At 39.2% G+C, this 23,794-nt stretch carries 17 protein-coding genes, 1 tRNA gene, 4 pseudogenes and 1 riboswitch; of the genes and pseudogenes, 17 read left to right on the top strand and 5 right to left on the bottom strand.

The window, feature by feature from the left end:
* Window positions 1-138 precede the first annotated feature (138 nt).
* The 11 genes and pseudogenes from HT703_RS06195 to HT703_RS06145 form a co-directional block, all read left to right on the top strand.
* The gene (locus HT703_RS06195) at window positions 139-717 is read left to right on the top strand and encodes a 3'-5' exonuclease (RefSeq protein ID WP_172929980.1); all 579 of its coding nucleotides are present in this window, start codon (window positions 139-141) and stop codon (window positions 715-717) included.
* Window positions 718-725: 8 nt separating this feature from the next.
* A complete protein-coding gene (locus HT703_RS06190; protein WP_172929979.1) occupies window positions 726-2,489 on the top strand; it encodes a glycerophosphodiester phosphodiesterase in 1,764 nt (587 codons plus the stop codon).
* A 433-nt stretch (window positions 2,490-2,922) separates the two neighbouring features.
* Window positions 2,923-3,213: a YSIRK-type signal peptide-containing protein gene (locus HT703_RS06185; protein WP_007284790.1), complete on the top strand. Its 291-nt coding sequence runs from the start codon at window positions 2,923-2,925 to the stop codon at window positions 3,211-3,213.
* A gap of 1,720 nt (window positions 3,214-4,933) precedes the next feature.
* Window positions 4,934-5,131: pseudogene (locus HT703_RS06180) on the top strand (hypothetical protein); the annotation flags it as partial.
* Between the two features lie 27 nt (window positions 5,132-5,158).
* Window positions 5,159-5,575: a transmembrane domain-containing protein gene (locus tag HT703_RS06175; protein WP_025170644.1), complete on the top strand. Its 417-nt coding sequence runs from the start codon at window positions 5,159-5,161 to the stop codon at window positions 5,573-5,575.
* Window positions 5,576-5,805: 230 nt separating this feature from the next.
* Complete coding sequence (gene ccdA2, locus HT703_RS06170) at window positions 5,806-6,513, top strand: thiol-disulfide oxidoreductase-associated membrane protein CcdA2 (RefSeq protein ID WP_014017248.1); 708 nt, start codon at window positions 5,806-5,808, stop codon at window positions 6,511-6,513.
* 11 nt (window positions 6,514-6,524) lie between these two features.
* Complete coding sequence (gene sdbB, locus HT703_RS06165; RefSeq protein WP_000757366.1) at window positions 6,525-7,082, top strand: thiol-disulfide oxidoreductase-associated lipoprotein SdbB; 558 nt, start codon at window positions 6,525-6,527, stop codon at window positions 7,080-7,082.
* A gap of 124 nt (window positions 7,083-7,206) precedes the next feature.
* On the top strand, window positions 7,207-8,598 hold the full coding sequence (locus HT703_RS06160; protein WP_001020307.1) for an amino acid permease: 1,392 nt from the start codon (window positions 7,207-7,209) through the stop codon (window positions 8,596-8,598).
* Window positions 8,599-8,740: 142 nt separating this feature from the next.
* A complete protein-coding gene (gene adcAII / locus HT703_RS06155; RefSeq protein WP_000744536.1) occupies window positions 8,741-9,658 on the top strand; it encodes a zinc-binding lipoprotein AdcAII in 918 nt (305 codons plus the stop codon).
* Between the two features lie 7 nt (window positions 9,659-9,665).
* Entirely contained in the window at window positions 9,666-12,755 is a 3,090-nt protein-coding gene (locus HT703_RS06150; RefSeq protein WP_054392863.1) for a pneumococcal-type histidine triad protein, read from the top strand.
* A 319-nt stretch (window positions 12,756-13,074) separates the two neighbouring features.
* Window positions 13,075-14,490 (top strand): annotated as a pseudogene (locus tag HT703_RS06145) (pneumococcal-type histidine triad protein); the annotation flags it as partial.
* A 289-nt stretch (window positions 14,491-14,779) separates the two neighbouring features.
* Here HT703_RS06145 and HT703_RS11990 read toward each other — a convergent pair.
* Window positions 14,780-14,944: pseudogene (locus HT703_RS11990) on the bottom strand (IS110 family transposase); the annotation flags it as partial.
* Between HT703_RS11990 and HT703_RS06135 the strand changes: the two are divergent.
* Window positions 14,942-15,553 (top strand): annotated as a pseudogene (locus tag HT703_RS06135) (HIT family hydrolase); the annotation flags it as partial. The pseudogenes HT703_RS11990 and HT703_RS06135 overlap by 3 nt on opposite strands.
* A 77-nt stretch (window positions 15,554-15,630) precedes the next feature.
* Here HT703_RS06135 and pepT read toward each other — a convergent pair.
* Window positions 15,631-16,854 carry a peptidase T gene (pepT, locus tag HT703_RS06130; protein WP_023935952.1) on the bottom strand — a complete coding sequence of 408 codons (1,224 nt, stop codon included), beginning with the start codon at window positions 16,852-16,854 and terminating at the stop codon, window positions 15,631-15,633.
* A gap of 153 nt (window positions 16,855-17,007) precedes the next feature.
* On the opposite strand from pepT, the gene hemH reads away from it, so the two are divergent.
* The gene (gene hemH / locus HT703_RS06125) at window positions 17,008-18,102 is read left to right on the top strand and encodes a ferrochelatase (RefSeq protein WP_054388323.1); all 1,095 of its coding nucleotides are present in this window, start codon (window positions 17,008-17,010) and stop codon (window positions 18,100-18,102) included.
* A 45-nt stretch (window positions 18,103-18,147) separates the two neighbouring features.
* Here the strand turns inward: hemH and mscL are convergent, their stop codons facing one another.
* Both mscL and HT703_RS06115 read right to left on the bottom strand, forming a co-directional pair.
* Window positions 18,148-18,525, bottom strand: coding sequence for a large conductance mechanosensitive channel protein MscL (mscL, locus tag HT703_RS06120; RefSeq protein ID WP_023932701.1), 378 nt, complete (start codon window positions 18,523-18,525; stop codon window positions 18,148-18,150).
* Window positions 18,526-18,606: 81 nt separating this feature from the next.
* Window positions 18,607-19,038, bottom strand: coding sequence for a GtrA family protein (locus HT703_RS06115; protein WP_054392864.1), 432 nt, complete (start codon window positions 19,036-19,038; stop codon window positions 18,607-18,609).
* A gap of 28 nt (window positions 19,039-19,066) precedes the next feature.
* Window positions 19,067-19,163, top strand: a riboswitch (PreQ1 riboswitch).
* Here HT703_RS06115 and HT703_RS06110 point away from each other — a divergent pair.
* The 4 genes from HT703_RS06110 to dapA all read left to right on the top strand — a co-directional run bounded on the left by HT703_RS06110 (window position 19,161) and on the right by dapA (window position 22,252).
* A complete protein-coding gene (locus HT703_RS06110; RefSeq protein WP_000737071.1) occupies window positions 19,161-19,670 on the top strand; it encodes a QueT transporter family protein in 510 nt (169 codons plus the stop codon). (Overlaps the previous riboswitch by 3 nt.)
* Before the next feature lie 99 nt (window positions 19,671-19,769).
* Window positions 19,770-19,842 (top strand) — tRNA-Thr (locus HT703_RS06105).
* A 342-nt stretch (window positions 19,843-20,184) separates the two neighbouring features.
* A complete protein-coding gene (locus HT703_RS06100) occupies window positions 20,185-21,261 on the top strand; it encodes an aspartate-semialdehyde dehydrogenase (protein ID WP_054392865.1) in 1,077 nt (358 codons plus the stop codon).
* Window positions 21,262-21,316: 55 nt separating this feature from the next.
* Window positions 21,317-22,252 carry a 4-hydroxy-tetrahydrodipicolinate synthase gene (dapA, locus tag HT703_RS06095; RefSeq protein ID WP_000121607.1) on the top strand — a complete coding sequence of 312 codons (936 nt, stop codon included), beginning with the start codon at window positions 21,317-21,319 and terminating at the stop codon, window positions 22,250-22,252.
* Window positions 22,253-22,297: 45 nt separating this feature from the next.
* Here dapA and mnmE read toward each other — a convergent pair whose 3' ends face one another.
* The gene (mnmE, locus tag HT703_RS06090) at window positions 22,298-23,671 is read right to left on the bottom strand and encodes a tRNA uridine-5-carboxymethylaminomethyl(34) synthesis GTPase MnmE (RefSeq protein WP_054392866.1); all 1,374 of its coding nucleotides are present in this window, start codon (window positions 23,669-23,671) and stop codon (window positions 22,298-22,300) included.
* Window positions 23,672-23,794: the final 123 nt, after the last annotated feature.

The raw sequence follows: 23,794 nt of genomic DNA, 5'->3' as shown, positions 1-23,794 counted from the left end.
GAAGTCAGCTCAAAACATGTTTTTGAGGTTGCGGATGAAACTGACGAAGTCAGTAACTATATCTACGGCAAGGCGAAGCTGACGCGGTTTGAAGAGATTTTCGAAGAGTATAAAATAACAGTATAGGAGAGGTAGAAAATGGAACGATTAGAAGATTATATTGCTTTTGACTTAGAATTTAATCAGCATGAAGGACAAACACACTTGATTCAAGTATCGGCAGTGCGTTTTAGAGATGGTCGGGAAATCGATGCCTATGATTCCTATGTCCATACTAGTGTGCCTCTAAAGAGTTTTATCAATGGATTGACGGGAATTACAGCTGAGACTCTAAAAGATGCTCCACCAGTGGAGAAAGTTATAAAAGATTTCCAAGAGTTTGTGGGTTCTTTACCCATGGTAGGCTACAATGCTGCTAAAAGTGATTTGCCTATTCTAGCAGAGCATGGTTTAGACTACACCCAGCATCTGTATGATGAAGCCTTTGAACGTCGTAGTTCAGATTTACATGGCATTGCCAATCTCAAATTGCAAACTGTTGCCTCATTTCTTGGATTTCAAGGTCAGTCTCATAATAGCTTAGAGGATGCTCGGATGACGGCGCGTGTTTACGAGTCCTTCCTAGAGTCAGATCAAGCTAGAGAATTGTTAGAAACAGAAAGTAGCCTATCAAACAATCCTTTTGGCGGCTTGGATTTGTCTCAATTATTTGACTAGGAGTGCCTATGAAACCTGAAAAACCTAAAAAATTGGGTTTTAAACAGATTTACCTCAATCTTGATAAAATCCTCTTTCTCTTTTTCTTGATTTTTATGATAGTGGAGTATTTGTGGGTACCATTCAATTCATGGTTGGCTAGCTTCTTATTAGATCAGACAGGTTATCTTTTTATTTCCTATAACAATGTCTTAGCCATCCTTACTCATTCTCCATTGATTAGTCTAGCTTTTTTAGCCTTGATTATCATTAACCTTCTGGTTGCTTATTTTCAAATAGGACTCCTCTTTATTGGTGCTCGTCATCTCCTCTATCATGAAAAGAGAAGGCTAATTGAGTATATCCGCAAGGTTTTCCATGAAAGTTTTGGATTTATGAAAAAGCTAACTTGCGCCAAAGCCTTGTTTATCTTTTTCTATATAGCTATGCTTTTTCCTTTTATACGGAAAATGCTGAAGATTTATTATCTCAATAAGATCGTCATTCCAGAGTTTATCCAAGATTATTTAGAAGATAAATATTGGATGTGGTGGCTGAGCATCCTACTTCTATCTCTTATCTTTCTCTATGTCTCTGTCAGATTGATGTTTGCCCTTCCGAAGATTGTATATGATCAGCTGACTGTTCGAGAAGCAGTGATGTTTAGTTTGGAGAAAACCAAGAAAAGAGTTGCTTTTTATGCTTGGAATTTATTTTACATCTTGCTCAAGGCAAATTTATTATTTTATCTTCCCTTGATTCCTTTGTTATTGGCTCAAACTTTGGTAGATGACATCACTCAGAGAGAGTCTCTGATTCTTGGTATTTTGAATTTTGTCGTGATTAAAAATCTTTATTATATGGCTCTGACTTACTTTTTGGTTAAATTTGTTTCATTTTTGACAGGAAAGGAGCTGGATATGCTTCCTAGGAGAGAAAAAGATCACATCATGCGATGGGGAGTCATGACTTGTGCCAGTCTTTTCTTTGCCCTAGAAGGTTATATTTATCTGGAGGCTCCCATGGTTCATCTACCTCAGCTTATTTCTCACCGAGGGGTTTCCAATGCAAATGGGATTCAAAATACAGTAGAGTCCTTAGAAACTACAGCACAACTCAAACCAGACTTGGTGGAGACGGACGTGCAGGAAACAAAAGATGGGCAGTTTGTCATGATGCATGATGGTAACTTGAAAAATCTAGCAGGTATCAATAAAAGTCCTCAAGACTTAAACTTGGAGGAGCTTAAAGGGATTGATATTTTTGAAAATGGCTACCAGACTAAAATTTCAAGCTTTGAAGATTATCTCAGTCGAGCCAACGAACTTGGTCAAAAATTACTAATTGAAATCAAAACCAGTAAAAAAGATAGTCCAGACATGATGGACCGCTTTTTAGCCCGTTATGCTGCAAAGCTCAAGATTTATGGACATCAAATCCAGTCTTTAGACTACCATGTTGTTGAAAAAGTAAGACAGTATGATGCCGAACTGCCAGTTTATTTTATCATGCCCTACAATTCTGTCTTTCCTAAAACAAGGGCGACAGGATATACTATGGAGTACTCGACCTTGGATGAATATTTTGTAAGCAAACTATGGACAACGGACCAGAAACTTTATGTCTGGACTGTCAATGATTCAGAAGCTATCAGCAAATCTCTTCACTTAGGAGTAGATGGAGTGATTACAGATGATTTGGAAAAAGTTCAGTGGGAAATAGAAGTAGCCCAAGAAGATCCAGAATATACGGATTTGCTCTTGAAAAAAGCTCTGGAATTCTTTGAATTTTAGTCATAAAAAAGAGGAACAACTATTCCTTCCGTGATAGGTAAGTATTTTTCGGAGAGCCTGTTTTTTTATTTGCTGAGTCTAGGATAGTTCTTGCTGGCGATAGATAGCAAGACGAACAGCTTCTTTTGAATGTCATATAAATTTAAAATTTCTGAAAATAACGAAAAATATACTAAATTTACAAATAAGGAGCCTCTAAATCCTTTAAAATAAGAAATATATATATATATATATATAATCATCGATTTTCTAAAACAAAGTGAGGTTGAAGGAAGGGAACTAAGTTGATATAATGAAGTATTAGTAGACAATGGGCCTTTTTGTCATTTGTTTAAGATGAAAAAAGGTCATGTTTTCCTGTTTTTATTGCGAGTTGATGCCTGCATGAACATGGCTAGAGGAGCAAAGACAGGGTAGAAAGAAAGGAAAAACTATGAAACAGTTTAAAATGAATGAGCGTCAACGCTTTTCTATACGCAAGTTTTCAATTGGAGCAGTCTCAGTCTTGCTAGGGTCTGTCTTTTTTATAGCTAATCCAGCGACAGAAGTCCAGGCGGCGGAAGTAAATACAGAAGTGGTCAGTCAGGATGGAAATGGCAACACTGGGAATCCATCTGTCTTACCGCCATCAGATACAAGCAATCAAAATCTTAACGTAGAACAAGAAGGAGCTAAACCAAACACTCAAGAGACAGAGAAAAAAAGAGCCAGGAACTTCATCTAAAGATAGTGAAGGAAAAGCTAAGTCAACAGTAGAGAATAAAGGTGATGAAAAAGTTGATGGTGTAGTTAAACCTGTATCTGGTGAATTATCTACTGTGTCCGAGGTAGAAAAAGATAAAAAAGAAGTACAACCAGAGTTGGAAGAAAAATCCTCAATTATCAAAGAAGAAGCTAATAGAGAAGATAAGATAGATCAATCTCAAGAAGAAGATGGGGATCAGTTATATGATAAATTGATAGATGCATCTAAAAGATTGAAAGAATCCAATCCTGAGTCGGCAGCAGCTTTTAAAAACTTAGCAGATACTATCAACGAAAAGTTAGGACTTTCAGACGACGGAAAGATTTCTGGAGAACTTGTCGAAAAAGCTCACAAGTTACTAGATGGTAATCAAGTGATGATGTCAAAAAATGATAGTGAGGAAAATTCTGAGGAAAGAGGAGTTCATGTAAGAAAAAGACGGAATATAGCAGGATTAACAATTGGGAGATGGAATGCAGTACGTAAACAAATAGAAGTTTCTAATATACTAGTAGTACCAGGTGGAGATAGAGTATTTGGTAATATTTTGAAAATTAGTGCTAAATCAAATCATGAGAAAATTACTAGCATATCTGTAACTGGTCATGAAAACATGGGGTTAAAGGTCGAATCTTCTGTCGATGGGAGTGAAGCATCTTTGACTTTCGACGGAATTACTCCGCGCAGGGGTCAGTATTTATTGAATGTAACAGTAACTACTTCAAGCGGTAGTCAGACGACACAATTTGGATACTATCTCCCTTTTCAGAAGCCGACTATTAATACACCAAATGATAGTACAGATGCAAGTGTCCCGAGCTTAGCAGGTAAAGCTAATGAAAAACCTAATATTGATGTGACAATTCCTTATGTTCCTAAATTACCTAATGGCGCAAAGATGAAAGTATATTTGGTAACCGGAGGTTCGGATATTTCTAATTATGGAGGGAGTACGGATGGATTAGCTTATCCGGAAGGTTATAATATACTTGCCTCTAAAGATATATCTCCTAATAATGATGGGGATGGTTCTGCACGCCAAATTACTATTACCCAGTCTGATTATAAGTCTGGAGTTAATAAGATAGGAACAGATAAATTTAGAGCACTCACTGTTATCGAAGTAAATAATAACGTAAACGATGGTAATCCACGAGAACGTGGTTCCTGGTTTAGTGATGAAAGAAGAGCGACAGCACCAGTAGCTAAAGAAGCAACACCTGAAAAACCAACAGTTGCCTCTAGCGAAGCGAATGCCAATGTAACGGTAACACCAAGTGCGAATGCAGACCATGTAGAAATTAGCATTGGAAGCGACAAAGTTGTAGCTACGAAATCAGGGTCAAGCTGGAGCCTAACACCAACAAAATCAGGTGTCAGCATTGATGGAGTAAGTGGTGTTGTTACAATTTCCCATAATGCGGCTAGTGCAGGAACTCAAGTAAGTGCGACAGCTAAACATGGTAATAGTGAAGTTAGTGCTTCTTCAACACCAGTCAGCTTGCCATCAAAACGATATTATCCAATTCCCGATTCGTATAACGTAACATCGCAACCATCTACTCCTACTCAGCCAGACCAAGGAGCTACTGAGACTCCAACAGCTCCATCTGAGCCAGCTCCACAACCGTCTCAACCAACTGCTTCGGGTCAACCTGCAAGTCCTGCTCCAGCTCCGACTCAAGCACCTAGAGCGGCAGCAAGTCCTTCAGTTAGCTCAACGAGCACGCAAGCTCCAGCTCAAGAGCAAGTTGACAAGTCTGAACTTCGTGCCTTGACTCAAGAGTTAGACCAACGCTTGAAAGCTTTGGCAACAGTATCTAATCCGAAAATCGATGCAGCCAAGGCGGTCCTCCTAGATGCTCAAAAAGCTCTGGAAGATAGTGCCTTGACAGAGCAAGGTCTACGTACTGCAGTAGAGTCTGTGAAGGCTGCCTTGGACTCTCTCAAAGATGTGAAAGCAAATGCTAGCGACAGCAAGCCTGCACAGGACAAGAAAGATGCCAAACAAGGAACGGAAGATAGTAAGGATTCAGATAAGATGACTGAAACAAACTCAGTTCCAGCAGGAGTGATTGTAGTCGGTCTACTCGCCCTTCTAGGTGTGATTGCCTTCTGGTTGGTTCGCCGTAAGAAAGAGTCAGAAATCCAGCAATTAAGCACGGAATTGACAAAAGTTCTTGGACAGCTAGATGCAGAAAAAGTAGATAAAAAAGTCCTTGCTAAAGCCCAAAACCTTCTCCAAGAAACCCTTGATTTCGTGAAAGAGGAAAATGGCTCAGCAGAGACAGAAGCTAAACTAGTAGAGGAGCTTAAAGTAATCCTTGCCAAACTCAAGTAAAACTTGATTTATGAAATGTCAGATCTAAAAGACATTTTCGTTCACAAAAGCAGCGACGAGTAACCCTTGTCGTTGCTTTTTGGCTATTTTGGGGGATAAGATCCGCCTTGACTAGCAAAAGAAAAGATTGGTCCAGTAGTGCCCGATACGATTTTGCGTAGCAGAAAGCATACAAATGAAATTGAATATAGTAAAATAGGATTAGAAATCTTAAGAAAGTTGGTTCTTTATTGGAAACGATAGTATTTTCAATTTCCGTTTTTTTAGCAGGGGTCTTGTCCTTCTTTTCTCCCTGTATTTTTCCTCTTCTGCCAGTCTATGCTGGGATTTTATTGGATGATCAGGAAAGCGCAAAAAGCTTTTCTTTATTTGGGAGAAAGGTTCTCTGGTCAGGCTTGATTCGAACACTTTGCTTTATCGCAGGTATTTCACTCATTTTCTTTATTCTAGGCTTTGGTGCTGGTTACTTTGGTCATATTCTCTATGCAAATTGGTTTCGATATGTTATGGGAACAATTATTATCATTTTGGGACTTCACCAGATGGAAATTTTTCATTTTAAGAAATTAGAGGTTCAAAAAAGCTTTACTTTTAAGAAATCAGAAGCCAATCGTTATTGGTCAGCCTTTTTACTCGGTATTACCTTTAGCTTTGGTTGGACGCCTTGTATTGGTCCAGTTTTAAGTTCTGTTTTAGCGCTTGCGGCTTCTGGAGGCAATGGAGCTTGGCAAGGTGCTATCTATACTCTTATTTACACTCTGGGGATGGCTCTTCCTTTCTTGGTCTTGGCTCTAGCTTCAGGTCTAGTCATGCCTTATTTTAGTAAAATCAAACGTCATATGATGCTAATGAAGAAAATTGGTGGTTTCCTCATTATTTTAATGGGAATTTTGTTACTATTAGGACAAGTAAATGTTCTAGCTGGAATTTTTGAATAAAGGAGAAAATGATGAAAAAAGTAATGTTTGCTGGCTTAAGTCTCTTGTCATTAGTTGTATTGATAGCCTGTGGTGAGGAAGAAACTAAAAAAACTCAAGCCCCACAACAGCCAAAACAAGAAACGCCTGTACAGCAAATTGCTGTTGGGAAAGATGCTCCAGACTTCACCTTGCAATCCATGGATGGTAAAGAAGTCAAGTTATCTGATTTTAAGGGTAAAAAGGTTTACTTGAAGTTTTGGGCTTCCTGGTGTGGTCCATGTAAGAAAAGTATGCCTGAGTTGATGGAATTAGCTGCAAAACCAGATCGCGATTTTGAAATTCTTACTGTCATTGCACCAGGAATTCAAGGTGAAAAAACTGTTAATCAATTCCCACAATGGTTCCAAGAACAAGGATATAAAGATATCCCAGTTCTTTATGATACTAAAGCAACAACCTTCCAAGCTTATCAAATTCGAAGCATTCCTACAGAATACCTAATTGATAGTCAAGGAAAGATTGGAAAGATTCAATTTGGTGCTATCAGTAATGCGGATGCAGAAGCAGCATTTAAAGAAATGAACTAGAATCGATAAAAATCTGATTACAAGATGTAGTCAGATTTTTTTTTTAGAAAAATATTTTATAAATAGTCACAAATCTCCTATATTTATGGTAAAATAGAATCATCATTTTATTTGGAGAAGAAATATGAATATATTTAGAACAAAGAATGTAAGTTTGGATAAAACGGAGATGCACAGGCATTTGAAGTTATGGGATTTGATTTTGCTGGGTATCGGAGCCATGGTAGGGACAGGCATCTTTACAATTACAGGTACTGCAGCTGCCACACTTGCTGGTCCAGCCCTAGTGATTTCAATCGTCATTTCTGCCTTGTGTGTGGGATTATCAGCCCTCTTTTTTGCAGAATTTGCTTCACGAGTACCTGCTACAGGTGGTGCCTACAGTTATCTCTATGCTATTTTAGGAGAATTCCCAGCCTGGTTGGCTGGTTGGTTAACCATGATGGAGTTCATGACAGCCATATCAGGCGTAGCTTCGGGTTGGGCAGCTTATTTTAAAGGCTTGCTCTCTCAATACGGGATAGCCCTTCCTCAGCCTTTAAATGGTACCTTTAATCCTCAAGCAGGGACATTTGTTGATTTATTGCCTATTCTTGTCTTGGTCTTGGTGACCTCGCTTGTTTTACTCAATGCTAAAGCAGCCTTACGCTTTAATTCTATTCTAGTTATTTTGAAATTCTCGGCTTTAGCTCTCTTTGTTTTAGTAGGAATTTGGCATATCAAACTTGATAATTGGAGTAATTTTGCTCCTTATGGTTTTGGACAAATCTATGGTGCTAGTACTGGTATTATGGCTGGTGCCTCCTTGATGTTCTTCGGTTTTTTGGGATTTGAATCCATCTCTATGGCTGTAGATGAGGTCAAGACTCCTCAAAAAAATATTCCTAGAGGGATTGTCTTATCGCTTTCTATCGTAACCATTCTCTATGCCTTGGTGACGCTTGTTTTGACTGGTGTGGTTCACTATAGTCATTTAAATGTCAATGATGCCGTTGCCTTTGCCCTTCGTAGCGTTGGGATCAGTTGGGCAGCCAACTATGTGTCATTAGTGGCTATCTTGACCTTGATTACAGTTTGTATCTCGATGACCTATGCCCTATCGCGTATGATTTACAGTTTAGCGCGCGATGGCTTAATGCCTGCCGCCTTTAAAGAACTAACGAAGACTAGCAAGGTACCAAAGAATGCTACTATTTTAACAGGTCTAGCTTCAGCAGTAGCAGCAGGAATCTTCCCGCTAGCTAGTATTGCAGCCTTCTTAAACATTTGTACCTTGGCCTACTTAATCATGCTGGCTTACGGCCTGATTCGCTTACGGAAAGAAAAAGGGATGCCAAAAGCTGGGGAATTTAAAACACCCTTGGTACCCCTGTTACCGATTTTATCAATCATCATTTGTTTATCCTTTATGTTACAGTATAATATGGAAACTTGGATTGCTTTCCTAGTTGCCTTGTTAGTAGGAAGTATTATTTACTTCACTTATGGCTATAAGCATTCTACCATAGAAGAATAAAGTAAAAGTCTGTTGAGTTGTTGAAACTCAGCAGATTTTTATATGTGAAAGAAATTTCAAATTTTTTCTAAAAATATCTTGACAGATTAAGTTTTTAGGAGTAGAATGTTTACTAGTTAATTAAACAGTTAAGGAGTTGTTCATGAAGAAACAAAATTTATTTTTAGTCTTGTTAAGTGTCTTTCTTTTATTGCTAGGAGCCTGTAGTCAAAAGGAAAGTCAGACAGGAAAGGGGATGAAAATTGTGACCAGTTTTTATCCTATCTATGCTATGGTTAAGGAAGTATCTGGTGACTTGAATGATGTTCGGATGATTCAGTCAAGTAGTGGGATTCACTCCTTTGAACCTTCGGCAAATGATATCGCAGCCATCTATGATGCAGATGTCTTTGTTTACCATTCACATACGCTCGAATCTTGGGCAGGAAGTTTAGATCCCAATCTAAAAAAATCCAAAGTGAAGGTTTTAGAGGCTTCAGAGGGAATGACTTTAGACCGCGTCCCAGGGCTAGAAGATGTAGAAGCAGGGGATGGAGTTGATGAAAAAACGCTCTATGACCCTCACACTTGGCTAGATCCTGAAAAAGCTGGCGAAGAAGCTCAGATTATCGCTGATAAGCTTTCGGAGGCGGATAGTGAGCATAAAGAAACTTACCAAAAAAATGCGCAAGCCTTTATCAAAAAAGCTCAAGAATTGACTAAGAAATTCCAGCCTAAATTTGAAAAAGCGACTCAGAAAACATTTGTAACACAACATACAGCCTTTTCTTATTTAGCTAAGCGATTTGGACTCAATCAACTTGGTATTGCAGGTATCTCTCCGGAACAAGAACCAAGTCCAAGACAACTAACAGAAATTCAGGAATTTGTTAAAACCTATAAGGTTAAAACGATTTTTACAGAAAGTAACGCTTCTTCAAAAGTAGCTGAAACTCTTGTCAAATCAACAGGTGTAGGTCTTAAAACTCTGAATCCTTTAGAGGCAGACCCACAAAATGACAAGACCTATTTAGAAAATCTTGAAGAAAATATAAGTGTTCTAGCAGAAGAATTAAAGTGAGGAAAAAATGAAAATCAATAAAAAATATCTAGCAGGTTCAGTGGCAGTTCTTGCCCTAAGTGTTTGTTCCTATGAACTTGGTCGTTACCAAGCTGGTCAGGCTAAGAAAGAGTCTAATCGAGTTGCTTATATAGATGGTAATCAGGCTGGTCAAAAGGCAGAGAACTTAACACCAGATGAAGTCAGTAAGAGAGAGGGAATCAATGCTGAACAAATTGTTATCAAGATTACGGATCAAGGTTATGTGACTTCTCATGGAGACCATTATCATTACTATAATGGCAAGGTTCCTTATGATGCCATCATCAGTGAAGAGCTCCTCATGAAAGATTCGAATTATCAGTTGAAGGATTCAGACATTGTCAATGAAATCAAGGGTGGTTATGTCATTAAGGTAAACGGTAAATACTATGTTTACCTTAAAGATGCGGCCCATGCGGATAATATTCGGACAAAAGAAGAGATTAAACGTCAGAAGCAGGAACATAGTAGTAATCACGGTGGCGGTTCAAACAATCAGGCGGTAGTTGCAGCCAGAGCCCAAGGACGTTATACAACGGATGATGGTTATATCTTTAATGCCTCTGATATCATTGAAGATACAGGCGATGCCTATATTGTTCCTCATGGCAATCACTTCCACTATATTCCTAAGAGTGATTTGTCTGCCAGTGAATTAGCTGCTGCCCAAGCCTTCTTATCTGGAAAAGGCGGTCAATTAAGTACGGTTGAATATCGTTCTAGCAGGGGAGAAACAAGATCTAGTGTGAGAACGAGTCCATCTGAAACTCCTCAAAATCTTACAACAACTCCTGAGAGTCAAAATGAGAATTTAGCTAGTCTCCTTCAAGAATTGTACGCTTTGGCACTTAGCCAACGTCATGTGGAGTCTGATGGATTAGTATTTGACCCAGCACAGATTACAAAACGTACTGCAAATGGTGTGGCAGTACCTCACGGAGATCATTTCCATTTCATTCCTTATTCGCAAATGTCTGCCTTGGAAGAAAAATTGGCTCGAAATCTACCAATTGGAGGTCAGCCAGTTCAAAAGCATTCTGATAATACGAAACCAAGCAGTCCTGCGAAACCAAGTTCAGCCATTAAAGCAAACTTTAATCTCAATACGCAGGCACCGAATAGAGCAACTGGAGGAGCCTATACAACGGATGATGGGTATGTCTTTAGTCCAACAGATGTGATTGAAGATACAGGTGACGCTTTTGTTGTACCGCATGGAAATCATTTTCACTATATTCCTAAGAGTGATTTGTCTGCAGGAGAATTGGCTGCAGCCCAAGCCTATTGGAATGGGAAGCAGGGGTCTCGTCCTTCTTCAAGTTCTAGTCATAATGCAAATCCAGCTCAACCAAGCTTGTCAGAGAACCACAATTTGACTGTCACTCCAACTTATCATCAAAATCAAGGGGAAGACATTCCAAGCCTTTTACGTGAATTGTATGCTAAACCCTTATCAGAACGCCATGTAGAATCGGATGGACTAGTATTTGACCCGGCACAAATAACAAATCGTACAGCTAATGGTGTTGCTGTACCGCACGGAGACCATTATCACTTTATCCCTTATTCACAAATGTCACCTTTGGAAGAAAAATTGGCTCGTATGATAGCTATTAAGGGACAAAATGGTGCAGTCTTGCCGGGAATGAATTATTTGAAACCAGCACCAAAACCGCAAGCTCAACCATCAACTGAGAAAAAACAAACTGATTTTACAGTAGAACAGGTTGTTAGAAAAGTTGGGGAAGGATATGTTGTGGAAATTGCTGGTGTCAGTCACTATGTTTTTGCTAAAGACTTGGCTAAGGATAAGATTGATGCTATTGAAAATCTCTTGTCTAAGAAAACTCAAGAGACACATGCTCTAGTTGCTAAAAAAGAAAATGTCGCTTCTCGTGACCAAGAATTTTATGATAAAGCCTACAATCTGTTAACCCAGGCTCATAAAGCCTTGTCTGAAAATAAAGGTCGCGTTTCTGATTTCCAAACTTTAGACAAATTAGCAGAGCGCTTGAATGATGAATCTTCTAATAAAGTAAAATTGGTAGATGATTTATTGGCATTCCTAGCACCAATTACCCATCCAGAGCGACTTGGCAAACCAAATGCTCAAATTGCCTATACAGACGATGAAATTAAATTAGCGAAATTAGCAGGTAAATATACAACAGAGGATGGCTATATCTTTGATGAGCATGATATTGAAAGTGATGAAGGAAATGCCTACGTCACTCCACACTTGAACCATAGCCACTGGATTAAAAAAGACAGCTTATCTGAAGCTGAAAGAGCAGCAGCTCAGGCTTATGCTAAAGAAAAAGGCTTACAAGCTCCAAATTCTACTGAAGCAACAGAAGCAAAACCAGAGGCAACAGGGACAGAAGCTATCTATAACCGCGTAAAAGCTGAGAAAAAGGTACCATTAGAAAAAATACCGAATCATTTACAGTATACTGTAGCTGTACAAAATGGTCACTTTATAATTCCTCACTTTGATCACTATCATAACCTTAAGTTTGCATGGTTTGATGAAGGACTTTACTCAGCTCCTGAAGGCTATACCTTAGAAGATTTATTTGCGACAGTGAAATACTACGTTGAACATCCTGACCAACGTCCTCATTCAGATAATGGTTGGGGTAATGCTAGCGACCATGTTCGTAAAAATAAGGCAGACCAAAACGGTAAACCTGATGAAGATAAGGAACATGATGAAGTAAGTGAGCCAACTCATTCTGAATCTGATGAAAAAGAGAATCACGCTGGTTTAAATCCTTCAGCAGATAATCTTTATAGACCAAGCACTGATGCGGAAGAGACAGAGGAAGAAGCTGAAGATACTACAGATGAGGATGAAGTTCCACAAGTAGAGCGTTCTGTTATTGACGTTAAGATAGCAGAGGCGGAGACCTTGCTAGAAAAAGTAACAGATTCTCGTACTCGCCAAAATGCTATGGAGACATTGTCTGGTCTAAACAGCAGTCTTCTTTTCGGAACGAAAGACAGTAACACTATTTCAGCAGAATTAGATAGGCTCTTGGCTTTGTTAAAAGAGAGTCAACCGACTCCTATATAGTAGTAAAAAGAATGAAGCATATTTTATGGAGAAGTAACCTTTCGTGTTGCTTCTCTTTTTTAGAAGAAAGTAACAGAAACTTGACAGAAGTATAATAGATTGAATCTAGAATAGTACACCTTGACTTCTAAAATATTGTTAGAAATTGATTTGACTGTCCTGATCAATTTGTCCTATTCTTATTTCATTTCTCTATAATTTTAAATAGTAAACTATTTACTGGTTAATTAAATGGTTAAATAAGCGGTTTAGAAAAATTGTTTAACCGAGAAAAAAGAAGTTAAGAAAAAGTTTCATCATTTATTGAAATGAGGGATTTATGAAATTCAGTAAAAAATATATAGCAGCTGGATCAGCTGTTATCGTATCCTTGAGTCTATGTGCCTATGGACAAAACCAGCATCGTTCGCAGGAAAATAAGGACAATAATCGTGTCTCTTATGTGGATGGCAGTCAGTCAAGTCAGAAAAGTGAAAACTTGACACCAGATCAGGTTAGCCAGAAAGAAGGAATTCAGGCTGAGCAAATTGTCATCAAAATTACAGATCAGGGCTATGTAACGTCACACGGTGACCACTATCATTACTATAATGGGAAAGTTCCTTATGATGCCCTCTTTAGTGAAGAACTCTTGATGAAGGATCCAAACTATCAACTTAAAGACGCTGATATTGTTAATGAGGTCAAGGGTGGCTATATCATCAAGGTCGATGGAAAATATTATGTCTACCTGAAAGATGCAGCTCATGCTGATAATGTTCGAACCAAAGATGAAATCAATCGTCAAAAACAAGAACATGTCAAAGATAATGAGAAGGTCAGCTCAGATGTCGCTGTAGCAAGGTCTCAGGGACGTTATACGACAGATGATGATTATGTCTTTAATCCAGCTGATATTATCGAAGATACGGGTGATGCTTATATCGTTCCTCACGGAGGTCACTATCACTACATTCCAAAAAGTGATTTGTCTGCTAGTGAATTAGCAGCAGCAAAAGCTCATTTAGCTGGCAAAAATACGCAACCAAGTCAGCTAAGCTATTCTTCAACAGCTAGTGATAATACTAATCAAGCTATAGAGAAAGAATCAACTAGCAAGCCAGAAAGCAAAGCTGAAAATCTCCAAAGTCTATTGAAAGAACTCTACGATTCACCTAGTGACCAACGTTACAGTGAATCAGACGGTCTGGTTTTTGACCCTGCTAAGATTATCAGTCGTACGCCAAATGGAGTTGCGATTCCGCATGGCGACCATTATCACTTTATTCCTTACAGCAAACTCTCTCCTTTAGAAGAAAAGATTGCTAGAATGGTGCCTATAGGCGGAACTGGTTCTACGGTCTCTACAAATGAAAAACCTCATGAAGCAGCGTCTAGTCTAGGAAGTCTTTCAAGTAGTCCATCTACTTTGAATCATGCCTCATTACTTACAAATAAGCCTATCTCTTCAACATCTGATGGTTATATCTTTAATCCTAAAGATATTGTCGAGGAAACAGCAACAGCTTATATTGTAAGACATGGTGATCATTTCCATTACATTCCAAAATCGACCGTAATTGGGCAACCGACTCTTCCAAACAATGGTCTAGTAGCACCTTCGCCGTCTCTTGCAGCCAATCCTAGTGTTTCACATGAGGAACATGAAGAAGGTGGACACGGCTTTGATGCCAATCGTATTATTGCTGAAGATGAATCAGGTTTTGTCATGAGTTACGGAGACCACAATCACTACATCAAGGTGCAAACTAAGGGATATGAAGTAGCCTTGAAAAACAAGATTCCAGCCCTGAAATCCAACTATCAGCCTGGGGCCTTTGATGAGAAAACAGTTTTAGCAAAAGTAGATCAACTTCTTGCTGAAAGTCGAAACGTCTATAAAGAGGATCCAATCAAACAAAGACAGATTGAGTTAGCCTTAGGACAGTTTACTGAAAGTTTGAAAAAAATAAAAGTTAGTTGATTGATTACTTCTCTAAATTTTGGGCACACTAAAAAGAGGTCTTGACACCTAAACTTTAAAATTAAAGCATATTGAATCCGTGCTGCTGTGCGAAGCGAATAGCGTCTTGGACGAACATTGTCTTATCTGGATTTCTTATTTCTGTAAGGCCTTGTAATCTTGGATTATAACTCTCCTGTTTTAGGAGTACATGGTAGATAGCAACCAATAATCTGCGACAGATAGCAAGGAAGAAGTAGAAAGTCTTTTGAACAAGGCAAATCAACTCTTGGAGCAAATCCAAGAAGAAGGAATCAGACAATCCTTGGCAGAAGAAGTAGAAAATCTCAAAGCTGCTACAAACAAGGCTGATGCAGACTTGGATGAAGTAAACAGCCAGGTAAAAGATGTATTGACTCGTATCGCTAGTGCCCTTCAACAAGAAAAGGAAAATGCAGAGCAAGATCCTCAGACACTTGTACTCTATCAAAAACTCTACGATATTCTCATATCGCTTCACTCTTATTTAGAAAGTAATAATGGATCTGATGCGGACTTTGATAAAGTGGATGCATTACTAGATCAACTTTCTGCTAAGAGTAAAGACAAAGCAGCTTTACTTGAATTGACAAAAGCTATTCTAGTTTTGAATCACCAAATCCAGTCAAAAGCTAGCGCAAGTGAAGAAACAAGTCCAGCAAGAAATGCTGAAGCAAATGGTGATAAGACAAGTACCGAAACAGAAACATCAACAGCTACGGAATCTAACAGTGAAACTGCTAGCGACGAAAACAAACCGAGCAACGCAAGAGATTCTAAACCTGCTGAATCAACTTCAGAAAATGAAACAGCATAATCTGCAACAAGTACTGGAAACTAAGAAAAACCAGCAGAATAAACAGAAAGGCGAAGTAGCTGAGCTACCTCGTCTTTTTAGCCTTTATAAGCTACGATACCAATGATGGTATCAACTGCACGTTCCATAGTCTGAAGGCTAACGTATTCGAAACGACCGTGCATATTCTCGCCACCAGCAAAGATATTAGGGGTTGGGATTCCCATAAAGGAAATCTTAGAGCCGTCTGTCCCTCCACGGATTGGTTCGATAATAGGAGTGATACCCAGATCTTCCATAACGGCTTTAGCAATGGTAATTGGAGTCATATCTTTTTCAATGACTTCTTTCATATTATAGTACTGATCTGTCAAATTGAGGGTGATACGGTCGCTCCCAAGTTCTTGATTCATCTTATCAGCGATAGACTGCATAGCTGCTTTACGCGCTTCAAAGGCATCTTTTTCAAAATCACGAATAATGTAGCTAGAACTCGCCTCCTCGACACTACCAGTCACATCCATAAGATGGTAGAACCCTTGGTAACCATCCGTTAACTCAGGTCGGTCATTTTCTGGAAGTTGATTATGAAAATCAATTGCTAGCTGAAGGGCGTTGACCATTTGCCCTTTGGCAGTACCAGGGTGGACATTACGGCCTTGGAAATGCAATTCAGCCCCAGCTGCTGAGAAGGTCTCGTACTGAAGCTCACCTAGTGGGCCACCATCAACAGTGTAGGCAAAATCCACATCAAAATCTTCTGCATCAAATTTATTGGCACCAACACCGATTTCCTCATCTGGGCCAAAACCAACACGAATCTCACAGTGCTTGATTTCAGGGTGAGCAGTCAGATATTCAATGGCAGTCATAATTTCAGCAATTCCTGACTTGTCATCAGCCCCTAGCAAGGTTGTTCCATCGGTTGTGATGAGCGTTTGTCCTGGATATTTCTCAAGACTCTTGAAGTCAGCTGGATCGAGTTTGAAACCAGAATTCCCTAGTTCAATCACACCACCATCGTAGTTTTCAATTACCTGTGGATTGACTCCTTCGGCATTAAAGTCAGCAGTATCCATGTGAGATATAAAGCCAATTTTACGTGTTAAAGACGGATCGTTGGCTGGCAAGGTTCCAATAGCAAAACCATTTGGAAGGTAGTAGACGTTTTGAAGTCCAACACGTTTCATTTCAGGGATAAGAACATTGGTTGCGAAGTCAACCTGACTCTGTGTACTTGGAGTAGTAGTAGAGTGTTCATCAGAGCGCGTGTTGACCTTAACGTAGGTCAAGAAGCGGTCCAAGAGATTTGGATAAGTCATAAAAAACTCCTTTTGAATTCATTTTTTCCATTGTATCATAGAAAGAAGAGAAAAACAAAAGACAGAAGTTAGGGCAATCTGCTATGTTAGCGTTTACTTATCAGTGGATTCATGATAAAATAAACTTGATAAAAATATCACAAGGAAGCGATTATGAAAAAAGCAATTTTAATGATGACCTTTGGTTCACCAGAAGAGATTACCTTTGAAGGTGTGGCTGATTTTTTCACAAATATTCGTCGTGGAGTGAGACCTCAAGACCATGAAATTCAAACACTCTATGATAATTATGTACGAATTGGGGGCACACCTCTGCAAAGAATTACCCGTCAAGAGGTTGCCTTGGTAGAAGCTAGGCTGGGGAATGAATACAGTGTCTACTTTGCTAATAAGTTTTCCAGTCCCTTTATTCCAGATGTGATCGGTCAAATGGAAGCAGACGGAATTGAACAGTGTATTTGTTTGATTTTGGAGCCTCATTATTCTTTCTACTCTGTCATGGGCTATGAAAAATTTTTAGAAAGCAAACAAATTCAATTTTTGGTCATTAAGGACTGGTATCAGGAAGAAGAGCTCTTAAACTATTGGGCAGATGAAATTGCTAAGATTTTAAAAGAAGAAGTAAAGCAGGATAGCTTTAAAGTCATCTTTTCAGCCCACAGTGTGCCCATTTTTGCCTTGGATTTTGGTGACCCATATATTGACCAAATTTTCGAAAATAGCAAGTTAGTCGCTGAAAAACTAGGCTTGAGTTCTGAACAATATACCAATACTTGGCAGAGTGAGAGTGATATTGGGATTCCATGGATTAAGCCAGATGTTTTGGAGTATCTCAGAGAACAGACAGAACATCCAGACCATTATATTTTTGTTCCTATCAGCTTCATTAGCGAGCATATTGAGGTCTTGTTTGATAATGATGTGGAATGTTATGACTTGTGTCAAGAATTGGGTGTGAACTACCATCGTCCACCAATGCCAAATACGGATTCTCGTTTAATTGATGCCTTGCTCAATACAGTCAGAGCCAATGAACATCAAGAGTTTAAGGAATTTCTCCTGGAAGAAGAAACCTTTGATGAATTAGTTCCTTCAGACGAGACGAAAAACATTTTGGCTGAATCTCAAGATTTACAAATGCCAGAATTTGTGAAAAAACTGATTGAGAAAAAAGGGCGGGAGAATGTTAAGATGCCTTATTTGATCAAAAAAATGCTTGAGAAAGCAGGCAAGTTACCCAAAGAGTAAAGAAAAAAGGATTTAGCTTTCTTTGCGCTAGATCCTTTTAAACGATTATTTTTTCTCAAGAAGAGCTTTGATTTCTTGAAGGACTTCCAATTCGGTTGGTTTTTTTTCGTCAGTTTTTTCTTCCTTTATGCCAGTCAGTTTCTGTGCTTTTTCAATACCCTTGATAATAAAGAAGAGGGCGGTACCCACAAAGATAAAATTGATAATAGCACTTAAAAAGTTACCATAGCCGACTCCATGCCAAGAAAGTTGAGCGATACGTTCGACTTTAGCAGCTTTCAAAGCGGGATTTAAAATAAGAGGAGTGATAATGTCGTTTACAAGTGAAGTAACGATAGCACCAAAAGAAGAGGCAATGACAACACCGACAGCAAGGTCAATCACATTTCCTCGAAGCAAGAATGATTTTAGATTTTTTAACATACTGTTTTCCTTTCAACGTTTCGTGTTTCATTGTATCCTAAATCATTATAGAAGGCAATTAAAAGGCTCATAAATGGAGCATTATTTTCTAAAAATATAGACCTTGCTCAAGATATAATTGATGATAATAATGAGTATTTGTGCAATTATTGTTTCAATAGCATTTATCTTATCAATGTTTTCATTTACGAATTGACCTATGATGTGAGGAAATTGGGTTACAAAGAGAAAAGTTAAAAACAAGTCTAACAGAAAAGTAGAAAGGCGAGCAAGAGAAAATTTCAATAAACGGATAAGTCGATTCTTCCTTGCTTGCTTAAATACAATCGTATCATTTGTGATAAAGGCAAATAGGATACCAATAATATTTGCTAGGGCAGTAGCAAGGAGTTCCTGATGACTTAGTTGATAAATGACTAGTCGTGAGAGAATCGAAACTAGAGTTGTTGCAAGGCCAAAAAAGAGATAGGCTAAGATTTCATTGTTAAAAAATTTTTGAATAGGTTTTTTCATGCTTTAAGTATAGCATAAAGCAGGCTATTGTGCTATACTAGTAAGGTTGAATAAAGCAACCCTTGGTGCTTAGCTTCTTTCACCAAGCATATTACACGCGGGCAACCGCCAAAGGAGAAAAGATGAAAAAATTAACTATTCGTGATGTTGCAGATATTGCAATCGTCGCTGCTATCTACGTCGTTTTGACTGTCACACCGCCTCTAAATGCCATCAGCTATGGTGCTTATCAGTTTCGTATTTCAGAAATGATGAACTTTATGGCTTTTTACAATCCTAAGTACATCATCGGAGTTACCATCGGTTGTATGATTGCTAATTTCTTTAGCTTCGGACTGCTAGATGTCTTTGTTGGTGGTGGTTCAACCTTAGTATTCCTCAGTTTAGGTGTTTGGCTTTTTGCAAAATATAGCAAGGATTACCTCTTTAACGGATTGATTCGAAAAGATCATTTCTTCTTTTCAATCCTCTTTTCAATTTCCATGTTTACTATCGCTGCAGAGTTAAATATTGTAGCAGAATTACCATTCTTCCTTACTTGGTTTACAACAGGAATCGGTGAATTTGCTTCATTGATTATTGGAGCGATTATTATTGGTAAAATTGGTCGTCGAATTGATTTAAGTAAATAGAAGAAGATAAGCTAGGTAGTTCTTACCTGGCTTTTTCCTATGGAAAATTTCTAAGGAAACTTGACAAGTTTTTCTGAATATAGTATACTTCTTAAGTAAGCTGATTTAGCTCAGTTGGCAGAGCGCATCCATGGTAAGGATGAGGTCGCCGGTTCAATCCCGGCAATTAGCATGATATGTATAGGGAAACTCTTGAATACGAGAGTTTTTTGTTATACTCGATCGAAAAAATTTCTTATTGACAAAATCAAGTATCTCTAGTAATATAGAATATGCGATGAGTCGATAGGTAGTCTTCGGACTACTATTGAGCATAAGGAGGTCATAACGCAGGAGCGGACCTTGATGAGTTGTGTGAACCTGCTTATCACATGAAGATGCCTCTTAGTCCTTGGTCTAGCGACTGGGGATTTTTATTTTTCAAAAAATGATAAAAAAGCTTTGCAATTCATGGAAAAAGTAGTATAATACTTCTATTATAGAAATTTTTAGAAAATTCCGAAAGAGGTTATTTATGGGATATACAGTTGCTGTAGTCGGCGCGACAGGTGCTGTCGGTGCTCAGATGATAAAAATGTTGGAAGAATCAACACTTCCAATCGATAAAATTCGTTTACTTGCTTCTGCACGTTCAGCAGGCAAGACTTTGAAATTTAAAGACCAAGATATTACGATTGAAGAAACGACTGAGACAGCTTTTGAGGGAGTTGATATTGCTCTCTTTTCAGCAGGTGGTTCGACATCAGCTAAGTATGCACCATACGCAGTTAAAGCTGGAGCGGTAGTAGTAGATAATACATCTTACTTCCGTCAAAATCCAGACGTTCCTTTGGTTGTTCCAGAGGTCAATGCTCACGCACTTGATGCCCACAATGGGATCATTGCCTGCCCTAACTGTTCAACAATTCAAATGATGGTGGCTCTTGAGCCAGTTCGCCAAAAATGGGGCTTGGACCGTATCATTGTTTCAACCTACCAAGCAGTTTCAGGTGCTGGTATGGGAGCAATTCTTGAGACACAACGTGAACTTCGTGAAGTCTTGAATGATGGTGTAAACCCACGTGATTTGCATGCGGAAATCTTGCCTTCAGGTGGTGATAAGAAACATTATCCTATCGCTTTTAATGCTCTTCCACAAATCGATGTCTTCACTGACAATGATTACACTTACGAAGAGATGAAGATGACCAAGGAAACTAAGAAAATCATGGAAGATGATAGCATTGCAGTATCTGCAACATGTGTTCGTATTCCAGTCTTGTCAGCTCACTCTGAGTCAGTTTATATCGAAACAAAAGAAGTGGCTCCAATCGAAGAAGTAAAAGCAGCTATCGCAGCCTTCCCAGGCGCTGTTCTTGAAGATGATGTAGCTCATCAAATCTATCCTCAAGCTATCAATGCAGTTGGTTCACGTGATACCTTTGTTGGTCGTATCCGTAAAGACTTGGATGCTGAAAAAGGAATTCACATGTGGATTGTTTCAGACAACCTTCTCAAAGGTGCTGCTTGGAACTCAGTTCAGATTGCTGAAACTCTCCACGAACGTGGATTGGTTCGTCCAACTGCCGAATTGAAATTTGAATTAAAATAGTCATATCGTTTAGGAGTTCAGATGAACTCCTTCTTTGAAATAGAGAGGTGTTTTCATGTCTTATCAAGATTTAAAAGAGTGTAAAATCATCACAGCCTTTATTACTCCCTTCCACGAGGATGGTTCCATCAACTTTGATGCTATTCCAGCCTTGATTGAGCATTTATTGGCCCATCATACGGATGGAATTCTTCTCGCAGGGACCACTGCTGAGAGTCCAACCTTGACCCACGATGAGGAGTTGGAACTCTTTGCGGCTGTACAAAAGATTGTCAATGGACGCGTTCCTTTGATTGCGGGTGTAGGTACTAATGATACGCGTGACTCTATTGAGTTTGTCAAAGAAGTAGCGGAATTTGGCGGTTTTGCTGCTGGACTTGCTATTGTACCTTACTATAACAAACCTTCTCAAGAAGGGATGTATCAGCACTTTAAAGCCATTGCAGATGCTTCGGATCTACCAATTATCATCTATAACATTCCAGGTCGTGTGGTTGTCGAATTGACTCCAGAAACCATGCTTCGCTTGGCTGATCATCCAAATATTATCGGTGTCAAAGAATGTACTAGCTTGGCTAATATGGCTTACTTGATTGAGCACAAACCAGAAGAGTTCTTGGTCTATACTGGTGAGGATGGAGATGCTTTCCATGCCATGAATCTTGGTGCGGATGGGGTTATTTCTGTTGCCTCTCATACAAATGGAGATGAGATGCACGAGATGTTTACTGCTATTGCAGAAAGCGATATGAAGAAAGCTGCAGCTATTCAACGTAAATTCATTCCTAAGGTCAATGCCCTCTTCTCTTATCCAAGTCCTGCTCCTGTCAAGGCAGTTCTTAACTATATGGGATTTGCAGCTGGACCAACTCGTCTACCTCTTGTTCCAGCACCAGAAGAAGATGCCAAACGCATTATCAAGGTTGTTGTAGATGGCGACTACGAAGCGACTAAGGCAACTGTAACAGGTGTCTTAAGACCAGATTACTAATAAGACAATAAAATCCATGACCGCACGAACGATAATGGATTTTTCTTATTTTCCTAAACAGAATTGGCTAAAAAGTTGGGTAATGAGTTCATCTGGTGCAGCATCCCCAGTGATTTCTCCGAGGATTTCCCAAGTACGAGTCAAGTCAACTTGAAGCAAGTCAACTGGCATCCCCAGTTCAAGACCTTGGTTAACAGCTTGTAGGCTTTCAACTGCTTTTTCAATCAAGGAAATATGACGGGCGTTGGACAAGTAGGTTGCATCTTGCTCGACTAGACCAGCATTTTCAAAGAAGAGGTTGTTGATTCTCTCTTCGATTTTATCGATGTTTTGATTTTTAAGAACTGAAATGCGGATGACATCTTCAGGGAGTTCCGAAGTTTCAATTGTTTCTGGCAAGTCGGTTTTATTAAGTAGAATAATGCGATTGGTATCTTGGCTAATTTCAAGAAGTTGTCTGTCTTGCGCAGTCAGTGATTCACTGGCATTTAGCACCAGTAGAACCAAGTCAGCTTCTTTGAGGGCTTTTTTCGAACGCTCAACTCCGATTTGTTCCACGATGTCATCCGTTTCACGGATACCAGCTGTATCAATCAATTTGAGAGGGACACCGTTGATGTTGACGTATTCTTCGATGACATCTCGAGTAGTACCAGCAATATCTGTAACGATAGCCTTGTCCTCACGCAAGAGGTTGTTGAGGAGGCTAGATTTCCCAACGTTGGGGCGTCCGATGATGGCTGTGGAAATTCCTTCACGAAGGATTTTACCACGACGGGCTGTTCTAAGGAGATTGGTTAGTAATTGCTCAAACTCTATTGTCTTCTCACGGACAACAGCAGTAGTCGCTTCTTCAACATCGTCATACTCAGGATAGTCGATATTAACCTCAACTTGGGCAAGTGTGTTAAGGATTTCTTGACGGGTATTGTTAATGAGGTCAGAAAGGGAGCCGTCTAATTGCTTAACTGCAATGTTCATGGCCTTGTCAGTCTTTGCACGGATGATATCCATGACCGCCTCAGCCTGGGTCAAGTCCACACGTCCATTTAGGAAGGCACGTTTGGTAAATTCACCAGGTTCTGCCAATCGAGCTCCTTCACGGATAGCTAGCTGGAGAATCTCATTGGTCACCGCAATCCCACCGTGGGTGTTAATCTCGATAATATCCTCACGAGTGAAGGTCTTTGGAGACTTCATAGCTCCAACCATAACCTCGTCCATGACTTTTCCTGTCTGAGGGTCAACGATGTGACCGTAGTTGAGAGTGTGACTAGCAACCTGACTCAAGTCTTTCCCTTTGAAAATTTTTTGCGCAATTGCAAAACTTTCTGTTCCGCTCAAGCGGACAATACCAATAGCTCCTTCACCTAGTGGAGTAGAGATGGCAGCGATGGTATCAAATTCACGTGTAATCATAATATTTCCTTTAATTAATAGCTCTTTTCTTGGAAATTTTTCCAAGTCTCTTTTCAAATTGTAACAAATTTGAACTATTTCTTCAATGGATGCCACTTGGAGATTGAAAAAGCCTAAGCAATT

This window comes from Streptococcus sp. 3874 (assembly GCF_013276425.1).
Classification (GTDB): domain Bacteria; phylum Bacillota; class Bacilli; order Lactobacillales; family Streptococcaceae; genus Streptococcus; species Streptococcus pseudopneumoniae.
The sequence above is the reverse complement of the archived record's forward strand: the minus strand, read 5'-3'. Positions and strand labels throughout refer to the sequence as shown.

Bases quoted from the DNA above. Each gene is read 5' to 3' on its own strand.
- HT703_RS06195 (WP_172929980.1), top strand. From the start codon at position 139: ATGGAACGATTAGAAGATTATATTGCTTTTGACTTAGAATTTAATCAG.
- HT703_RS06190 (WP_172929979.1), top strand. From the start codon at position 726: ATGAAACCTGAAAAACCTAAAAAATTGGGTTTTAAACAGATTTACCTC.
- HT703_RS06185 (WP_007284790.1), top strand. From the start codon at position 2,923: ATGAAACAGTTTAAAATGAATGAGCGTCAACGCTTTTCTATACGCAAG.
- sdbB (WP_000757366.1), top strand. From the start codon at position 6,525: ATGAAAAAAGTAATGTTTGCTGGCTTAAGTCTCTTGTCATTAGTTGTA.
- HT703_RS06160 (WP_001020307.1), top strand. From the start codon at position 7,207: ATGAATATATTTAGAACAAAGAATGTAAGTTTGGATAAAACGGAGATG.
- adcAII (WP_000744536.1), top strand. From the start codon at position 8,741: ATGAAGAAACAAAATTTATTTTTAGTCTTGTTAAGTGTCTTTCTTTTA.
- HT703_RS06150 (WP_054392863.1), top strand. From the start codon at position 9,666: ATGAAAATCAATAAAAAATATCTAGCAGGTTCAGTGGCAGTTCTTGCC.
- pepT (WP_023935952.1), bottom strand. From the start codon at position 16,854: ATGACTTATCCAAATCTCTTGGACCGCTTCTTGACCTACGTTAAGGTC.
- hemH (WP_054388323.1), top strand. From the start codon at position 17,008: ATGAAAAAAGCAATTTTAATGATGACCTTTGGTTCACCAGAAGAGATT.
- mscL (WP_023932701.1), bottom strand. From the start codon at position 18,525: ATGTTAAAAAATCTAAAATCATTCTTGCTTCGAGGAAATGTGATTGAC.
- HT703_RS06115 (WP_054392864.1), bottom strand. From the start codon at position 19,038: ATGAAAAAACCTATTCAAAAATTTTTTAACAATGAAATCTTAGCCTAT.
- HT703_RS06110 (WP_000737071.1), top strand. From the start codon at position 19,161: ATGAAAAAATTAACTATTCGTGATGTTGCAGATATTGCAATCGTCGCT.
- HT703_RS06100 (WP_054392865.1), top strand. From the start codon at position 20,185: ATGGGATATACAGTTGCTGTAGTCGGCGCGACAGGTGCTGTCGGTGCT.
- dapA (WP_000121607.1), top strand. From the start codon at position 21,317: ATGTCTTATCAAGATTTAAAAGAGTGTAAAATCATCACAGCCTTTATT.
- mnmE (WP_054392866.1), bottom strand. From the start codon at position 23,671: ATGATTACACGTGAATTTGATACCATCGCTGCCATCTCTACTCCACTA.